The following is a 7,824-nucleotide window of genomic DNA, read 5'->3' as shown; positions in this document are numbered from 1 at the left end:
ATTTACCATATAATTCTAAGTCATCTTCAGTTAATCCTAATTTTTTAGCTATTTCTCTAATATCTTGAGGTTTAGCTTCTTGAGCTATTTCAATATCTGATTTGAATCCCATAACAAACATCCTCCCACAATTTTGTTTTTTTATTTTTTTAATAAATATTTTTTGTAAATCGAAAAAGTATTATATTTCGACTTGTTTTATTATATTTTTATTATAGTCCATCATATGGCAAAGATATGTTGTTTTAACAACATGGTGTTATTTTTTTAACATGTTTTTTAATGTATTTTGTATATCTTTGAAAAACCCCTGATTTACACGTATAGAATCGTATTTTTGTATATCAGGCTCTAGTCCATACTCGAAAGTATGGTCTCTAGAATTGAAATCAATATATGGATTTAATTTTATCTCATCAAAATTAATTCCAAGAACATTGTACTTATAATTATATTTATAACAAGTAAGTCCATCTTTTTCAAATTGCTCATCGTAGTCTTTTTCAATATATCTCTCTATTCTTAAATAATCTAAATCATTTATTCCTATATTTAAAAGCACTCTCTCAATTTCTTCACTCGTTTTATCTCCACCTACAGCAAGCTTACCCTGTATATTTATATAATATTCATTTTTAAATAATCTATCTATTGTAAAATATCCATTATAACCACTATGTTTAAACTCGTATTTTTTATTGATATTGTAGGTTTTTAAATTATTTTTTACTTGAGATGTATTTATAGTTGTCTCAAATTGCCAATTTCCTTTTATTCTACCACTGTAATTGCTGTCCCATTCAACTATATCTGTATTTTCTCTCGTTATAGGCATTCTATTTATTTCCTTATTTGTAAGTCCATCGGTATTTAAATGAAAATTCAATTCTTGAAAATCTAATTTAATTTTTACAGTATCATCTTCTAAAATATCAAATAAATCAAAATCATCATAGTCTATATTAGGAGCACTATTATTTACAATTGCTTCTAATTTATCTCTTACAGCAATATTACCATCTTCTTTTAAACTTCCATGTTTATCTAATAAAAATATATGATCATCTAATGTAATGACTGTTGAACTCCCTGTGAAAATATCTATTTTATCTGTTTCTATACTCTCATCATCTCCTATAATCTGAGAATAATCAAAATCGCTCATATCAAAATCCACATTATAATAAACGGTATCTGAATCTAATACAAAATCTCTTAATCTAATCTTTATTCCACTGCTTTCACATTCTGCACTAGTATCACTTTGATATTTAGATAATTGACCACTACTAAAAAGCCCTATAAAACCATCCATGCTATGTTTTGCAAAAGCTAAGATGTTCTCATTGCAGAATAAAACTAAACTACAAACAATAAAAATCGACGCTACTGCAGTAAATTTCTTGTATTTTTTCTTATTATTTTTTTTAAAATCAATTTTTGTTTTAGCCTTGTTAAAAATATCTTCTTTTTGAGAATCGTTTAACTCTACCTCTTCGTATTTATCAAAATCTACCTTTGAATCATTTAGTAATTCAAATATATCCTTCATATTCAATCCCTCCGTCCATAACATAAACTATTATTCACTCAAATTTATCCTTTTTAAAAACTACACACTTTTTCTAAGCTTCTTTCTAATCCTAGACAGCTTATTATGTAGATTTGAAGTTTTTAATCCTGTCATTTCCGAAATTTCCTCTAGCTTATATCCCTTTAAATAATAGTCCACCATTATTTTTTTATCTTCAGGATTTAAAAAATCTAAAAGCTGTTCTACCTCCTCTTTCAAATTTTCATGGTATCTTTCATCTACATGATTATTTAAGCTTTTCTTATTAATATCACTATTTTCAAATTCAGTATTATTGTGTGCAAGCTCATTTATAGCCTTTCTTTTATAATCTATAGCCTTGTACTTGCTTATAGCTCCAATCCAATTTTTAAAAGAATTCTTTTTACAATCGTACTTATCTATATTCTCCCAAATAGAAAATAATATATCATTTACACATTCCTCCCTATGGCTCTGAAATTTACCTAAATGATATGTCACTACTGCCAATATAAATGCTGCATACTCATCTATCAATAGCTTTAATCCCTCTTCTTTTCTCTTTTTTATATACTTTATAATCAATCCATCCATAATAGCTACCCCCATTAAATAATTCTCTATTTAATTATTAATACGAATTTATAAATAAAATCCTATCAAATTTGTAAAATTTTTTATTAAAAATGTATAAGATTTATTTTTTTGCCAATACTATAAATGTATTCCTCATAATATTCCCCCAATATTATAAATACATGAAAGAGGGCAATCTAGAATCATCTAGAAAGCCCTCTTTCTATTTTTTAGTAATATATCGCTATAAAAAAGTCTTCATTTGAAGATTATTAAATTAATGTAGACTTTTTTGAAATGCATGACGGAAATTATATTTATCCACAATTTTAAATGTATATAATTTCCTATGCATTATAAAAAAATTAAGATTATTTTATATGGCAATAAAATAATCTTATTGAATTTAAATATAAATAAACTATGTAATTAAATTATAGTATGGAAATATTCGTTTTCACAATCTATTTACAAATATTTAACATTTTTGTAACCTTTATAAATCAAACAAATAATTTCATTTAATCTTCTATAAAATAATTAAAATCATCACATCCAGACTCTGCAAAATCGTATAATACATTTTGCTCAAAGCACATAGCCTCATCAAATTCTATATACTCATTGTAATTTGCAATCAGCAGCTTATTTATATAGTCTCTGTCTCTTTTTGAATAAGTCCCTACATAAAACTTATCCTCCATTACATAATAAACCGCTTTTAAATCATTATTTATAACATAGACTCTTTCTTTTACATGGTCGTTATTAAAATTAAATCTAGTAAAAAACATACCCTCATCCATCTTGCTCTTTAACATAAAAGGATTATCTCTATAAAATCTATTCACGAATTCATCGTATTTTTTTAAATCATAAATATCTACAAACTCATTTTTTGATATTTCATCGAATACTTGAAAATCATAAATAGGCTGTTTATCTGCAACAAATATAGATTTTACCTTATAATCATCATCACGCTTCTCTATATTAAAAGCTATTTTGCAGACATAATATCCATCGTTATCTTCATAAATAGCCTTGCTTATATATTTTCCATCGCCTTTTTCATAAACAGTATTTTTTAAAAGAGTTCCATTGATATTTGTGATATGCATATATGCAGTTTCTTCATTTTCACAAAAATATCTCAAGGCTTCTCTATCCCAAGCTATAAATCGCATAGTCATAAAGTTTATAAACTCAATTTCACTAGTTATCCTTCTGCAAATAACCGGAAACATATCCTCCATAGTCAAATCAGTTTTATAATTTTTAATAATTTCCATATAATATTCTTCGCCTTCTGGAAGTGGCTTTTCATACTCTATATTTTTGCTACCAAAATATTTGACTAAAAACAAAGCTCTATCTTCAGATATAAATACTCTGTCTTCACCTAAGCCTCCCATCAGCCTTTCCTCTTCCATATAAGATTCTTCCTTTGTAGGATTTTCTAATCTGACATAATCACAAAATCCCAACCCTTCACAATCTAATAAAAAATATTCAAATATCTCATTTTCACCGTCACTGTGCTTTATAATAAGACCCATGCTTCCCATCAGTCTAGATCTAGTTATTTTTGCATATTCAAAATCCATATAGTTTATTCCTCTCTTATCTATTATATTTTCCTAATGTATCATTCGAATTATTAATCGTATTTTTAAGTATAATATAAATATCATATACGATTTATGCTATATTTCATAGTCTTAGTATATTATTTACCCAAAATATAATATAATATAAGAAAGCATAAATTAGGGGTGATCTTGATGAAAAATGCAGCAGCCTTTTTTGATATCGACGGAACAATCTACAGAGATTCTCTTATGATTGAGCATTTTAAAAAATTAATTAAATATGAAGTGATTGATGAAAAAGCATGGGTAGACAATACTAGAGATATTTTTAACATTTGGGATAAAAGACAAGGAAATTACGACGATTATCTACTAAATCTATGTGATCTATATGTCGAGTCTTTAATAGGACTAGATAAGTCGGCAATAGATTTTGCAGCAAACCAGGTTATAAAATTAAAAGCCGAAAGAGTTTACACTTATACCCGTTCTAGAATAAAATGGCATCTTAAAAACGGTCATAAGGTTATATTTATATCAGGAAGTCCTGATTTTCTAGTAAAAAAAATGGCAGAAAAATACAACGTTACAGACTATCGTGGTAGTGAATATGTATTTGAAAATGACAAATTTACGGGTAAGGTAATACCTATGTGGGATTCAGAAAGCAAAAACAAGGCGATAGACGATTTAATCGAAAAATACGATGTAGACTTAGAAAAATCATATGCCTATGGAGATACAAATGGAGATATCAACATGCTAAGAAGAGTTGGTAATCCAATTGCTATAAATCCTACTAAAGAGCTTCTACTTCACATTAATCAAGATGAAATTTTATCAAAAACTACTAAAATTATAGTAGAAAGAAAGGATATAATATATTCTCTTGATACAAGCGTAAATCTATATCAAAATGATTTATAGAATTTAATAGAGGAGGTCAATTATGTTTATTAATATGATAGAAATAATTAAAGATTTAAAAGAATTAGAGAGAAAAGTTTACTTAGATTCTCCAGAAATATTTGTTGATTTTGCAGATAAAATTGCCGATAATCAACTAGATGAAATGGTACTTTTCTTTGCAACTAAATACGACTATCTATCAATAGTTCAATTTATTGTAAGTAATAATATTGTAGATTTAAATAGTCCTTCTAAAAACACTCAATTTCCAACTATAAAAGACCATATTTTAGAAGCAGCTATTCAATTCGGTGCAAAGGATATACAAGAATATTTATTAAATTACGATCCTCAAAAGGAAGAAGATTATGCTAATGTAGAAGATAATCTAGAAAGCTTCATAAAAAATGTAAGTGAGAAATTATCTGACTTATACAGTCAATTAGATATGGAGGATGAATCTGAAGATACTGATTCTAAAGCGGATGAAAATGTAGAAACTACAACCGAGGATATTGCAGAAGAAAATACTGAAACAGAAACTAAAATAGATACTGAAGATAATAATAGTATAGTTTCTAGCTACGAACCTAAATTTATTTGTCCTAATTGTAACACTAATATTTTCGAAACAGGATATTCAACTTTAGAAAAGGTAGCTTATAAATACTCAAAGGAAGACAAAGGTGTAAAACCTATATCTAAGGAACAAGTGAATTCTGTAACATGCTGTAAATGTGGCTATACTATAGAACAATTAAATCCTGCATTCTTAGAAAATATATGTACTGTACAAAATTGTAAAAAATGCGGTAAAGATCTCACTTCAACTGGTATAGTTACAAAAGTAAAAACAGAATACGATAATGATTCTAATAGCTTCATAACAGCTAAAAAATCATATCACTGTGCAGAATGCGACAATGAATTAACAGATTATCAAGTTAATTACTTCAAATTATAAAATCATCTAAACTAAAACTGTGATCTAAATATAAAACTTTAGCGTCACAGTTTTTTAATTATGAGGAAAAATAATACCTCCATAGCATAAGTAACTTAAATTACCACTAATGTATTTTCCATAAATTTACACATTTCTTTTTTTATGATAAAATATAATTAAATTTCATACTTTTTAGATAGGGATTATAAATTTAGAAGGAGAACTCAAATGAATATAAGAAATTTAATTGATAAACTAGCACAAAATCACACATTAAAAAAAGAAGAACTGATTTATATTATAGAAAATATAAACGATGAAGATAGAAAATACTTAAGCCAAAAGGCATCATCTCTAAGAGACAAATACTACGGCAATAAAATCTATTTAAGAGGTCTAATCGAGTTTACTAATTACTGCAAAAACGACTGCTACTACTGCGGAATAAGAAAATCAAATAAAAATGCAGATAGATATAGACTCACACTAGATCAAATTTTAGAATGTGCAGATATTGGTCATGCACTAGGATACAGCACTTATGTTTTACAGGGTGGAGAGGATCCATATTTCAATGATGATAGAATAGTCGAAATGGTAAAAGCTATAAAAGCAAAATACCCTAACTGCGCTATTACGTTATCTATAGGTGAAAAAAGCTATGAATCTTATAAAAAATACTACGATGCCGGTGCAGACAGATATTTACTTAGACATGAAACTGCTAATGAAGAGCATTACAGAAAATTACATCCTGAAAATATGAAGCTATCAAATAGAATTCAATGTCTTCGCAATTTAAAAGAAATTGGATATCAAGTAGGTGCTGGATTTATGATCCATTCACCTTATCAAACATCTGAAACATTAGCTGAGGATCTATTATTCTTAAAAGACTTAAATCCTGAGATGGTTGGTATAGGACCTTTTATTCCACACCACGACACTCAATTTAAGGATGAGCCAGCTGGAACTGTTGAAGAAACTACTCTTATGCTTTCATTAATTAGATTGATGCTACCTACTTGCCTACTTCCTTCTACTACAGCTTTAGGAACAATAGATCCAGTAGGACGTGAAAAAGGATTTGATGCTGGTGCCAACGTTGCTATGCCAAATTTATCTCCTACTTCTTCTAGAAAAAAATACGAGCTTTACGATAATAAAATCTGTACTGGTGATGAGGCAGCAGAATGCAGACATTGTATTGAAAATAGAATCAATATAGCTGGATATGTTTTAGATATGTCTCGTGGAGACAATGTTACATGGACTAGAAAATAACAATAAATTTCTTTTTCAATAAATAAAAAACTGAGCATGACCTTTATACAAAGATCATTGCTCAGTTTTTTGGATTTATTATGCTTAATATTTATATATTAACTAAGGGATATCTATTTCGAATTGTTATTGTTATCTTGTTTTGGAAAATTATTTTTATTCAAATAAAGCAGTTGATAAATATCTTTCACCTGTATCTGGTAATAAAACAACTATATTTTTACCTTTATTTTCAGGTCTTTTAGCTAGCTCTGTTGCTGCATGTATTGATGCACCAGCTGATATACCAACTAATAAACCTTCTGTTTTTGCTACTGCTCTTGAAGCATTAAATGCATCTTCGTTTTCAACAGGGAATATTTCATCTACTACATCTAAATCTAATACCTTAGGAACAAATCCTGCACCTATACCTTGGATTTTATGTGGCCCTGGTTTATTTCCTGAAAGTACAGCAGATGTAGCAGGCTCTACTGCAACTATTTTTGCATCAGTATTTTGTGATTTTATGTATTTTCCTATACCTGTAACTGTACCACCAGTTCCTACACCAGCTACGAATATATCTACCTTTCCATCTGTATCTCTCCAGATTTCTGGTCCTGTAGTTTCAAAATGTATCTTAGGGTTAGCTTCGTTTTCAAATTGTTGTGGAATGAATGCATTTCCATATTCTTCTTTTAATGCTTCTGCCTTAGCAATTGCACCCTTCATACCATCTGCACCTGGTGTTAATACTACTTCAGCGCCTAATGCAGCAACTATTCTTCTTCTTTCTATACTCATTGTTTCTGGCATAGTTAGTATTAGATGTAATCCTTTTGTAGCAGTAACAAATGCTAGTCCTATACCAGTATTACCACTAGTAGGCTCGATTATTACTGTGTCTTTATTTATTTTTCCTTCTTTAATAGCAGTTTCTATCATTGCATTTGCAACTCTGTCTTTTACACTTCCAAGGG

8 protein-coding genes are annotated in these 7,824 nt (G+C 28.3%); 3 read left to right on the top strand and 5 right to left on the bottom strand.

The features are described 5' to 3' along the window. The 4 genes from SPD90_RS07880 to SPD90_RS07865 form a co-directional block, all read right to left on the bottom strand. Positions 1–112, bottom strand: a 112-nt coding sequence (locus SPD90_RS07880; protein WP_288767912.1) for a formate--tetrahydrofolate ligase, incomplete at its 3' end; no start/stop codon positions are given. Positions 113–259: 147 nt separating this feature from the next. Then, positions 260–1,552, bottom strand: a complete 1,293-nt coding sequence (locus tag SPD90_RS07875; RefSeq protein ID WP_320924861.1) for a hypothetical protein — start codon at positions 1,550–1,552, stop codon at positions 260–262. A gap of 60 nt (positions 1,553–1,612) precedes the next feature. After that, positions 1,613–2,149: a sigma-70 family RNA polymerase sigma factor gene (locus SPD90_RS07870; RefSeq protein WP_320626476.1), complete on the bottom strand. Its 537-nt coding sequence runs from the start codon at positions 2,147–2,149 to the stop codon at positions 1,613–1,615. A 503-nt stretch (positions 2,150–2,652) separates the two neighbouring features. Then, positions 2,653–3,738 carry a hypothetical protein gene (locus SPD90_RS07865; RefSeq protein WP_320626475.1) on the bottom strand — a complete coding sequence of 362 codons (1,086 nt, stop codon included), beginning with the start codon at positions 3,736–3,738 and terminating at the stop codon, positions 2,653–2,655. Between the two features lie 177 nt (positions 3,739–3,915). Here SPD90_RS07865 and SPD90_RS07860 point away from each other — a divergent pair, with 177 nt between their 5' ends. The 3 genes from SPD90_RS07860 to hydE all read left to right on the top strand — a co-directional run bounded on the left by SPD90_RS07860 (position 3,916) and on the right by hydE (position 6,862). After that, positions 3,916–4,650 carry an HAD family hydrolase gene (locus SPD90_RS07860; protein WP_320626474.1) on the top strand — a complete coding sequence of 245 codons (735 nt, stop codon included), beginning with the start codon at positions 3,916–3,918 and terminating at the stop codon, positions 4,648–4,650. A 22-nt stretch (positions 4,651–4,672) separates the two neighbouring features. Beyond that, the gene (locus SPD90_RS07855; RefSeq protein WP_320924860.1) at positions 4,673–5,596 is read left to right on the top strand and encodes a hypothetical protein; all 924 of its coding nucleotides are present in this window, start codon (positions 4,673–4,675) and stop codon (positions 5,594–5,596) included. A 210-nt stretch (positions 5,597–5,806) separates the two neighbouring features. After that, entirely contained in the window at positions 5,807–6,862 is a 1,056-nt protein-coding gene (gene hydE / locus SPD90_RS07850; protein WP_331680539.1) for a [FeFe] hydrogenase H-cluster radical SAM maturase HydE, read from the top strand. Positions 6,863–7,018: 156 nt separating this feature from the next. Here the strand turns inward: hydE and cysK are convergent. Then, positions 7,019–7,824: cysteine synthase A (cysK, locus tag SPD90_RS07845; protein ID WP_320924859.1), on the bottom strand; the 806-nt coding region annotated here is incomplete at its 5' end.

It is taken from the genome of Intestinibacter sp. (assembly GCF_034113885.1).
Taxonomy (GTDB): domain Bacteria; phylum Bacillota; class Clostridia; order Peptostreptococcales; family Peptostreptococcaceae; genus Intestinibacter.
The sequence above is the reverse complement of the archived record's forward strand: the minus strand, read 5'-3'. Positions and strand labels throughout refer to the sequence as shown.